1 pseudogene is annotated in these 690 nt (G+C 58.6%); it reads left to right on the top strand.

Annotated elements, in window-relative coordinates:
• Positions 1 to 124: 124 nt before the first annotated feature.
• A pseudogene (locus IEX41_RS21350) lies at positions 125 to 268 on the top strand (IS5/IS1182 family transposase); the annotation flags it as partial.
• Positions 269 to 690 lie beyond the last annotated feature (422 nt).

Here is a 690-nt window from a genome sequence, read left to right as displayed (position 1 = left end):
GGTCGCAACCAGAGGCCGGATACACGAAGGAACTCGACCGCAATGCTGTTGCCAAAGTCAAAAAATCGCTTGCAGCCCCGGGGGCGTCCATACACGGGACATTGCCTCGCGATGCATTGTCAGGCAATGGATGCGCTGTCTGAAAGACCTCGGTGAGCGCATCGCCGCGAGAGGCCCCGACCGCCACACCGCTGAAATCCACATCCACATGGCCTTCAAGAACCGCTTCTCAACCTTCGGCAGCGCCGAGATCGAACGTGTGGCATAACGTCAGTGGGGTATGGGCAAGACACGCCTCAAGCCGGTTTCCTGCAACAATGCGCAGACAAGCGCTCGCTACACATTTCGCATACCGTTTTATGCCGAAGGGTTACTATTAGGGTCTGGACCGGGGGTTTTGCGCAAATCATCGTTGGGTCTGAGCGTCCCCTTTCCCGTGACCCTTCAGACGACAGCCTCGGTCTCGGCCCTGCCGAGGGACGAGACGCGGTTCATATGGCGATGCGTGTCTGGAGTTCGGCGGTGTGGTGATCGGGGTCTCGGGACATGACCCACTCACCGAAGAGCTTCAGGCGGTTCATCCATTGGCCGGCAGGGCATTGCAAAGCAATGTCCCGTGTATGGACGCCCCCGGGGCTGCAAGCGATTTTTTGACTTTGGCAACAGCATTGCGGTCGAGTTCCTTCGTGT

The organism is Salipiger pallidus (assembly GCF_014643635.1).
Taxonomy (GTDB): domain Bacteria; phylum Pseudomonadota; class Alphaproteobacteria; order Rhodobacterales; family Rhodobacteraceae; genus Salipiger; species Salipiger pallidus.
Note: the sequence above shows the minus strand (reverse complement) of the source record. Positions and strands in the feature narration are given on the sequence as shown.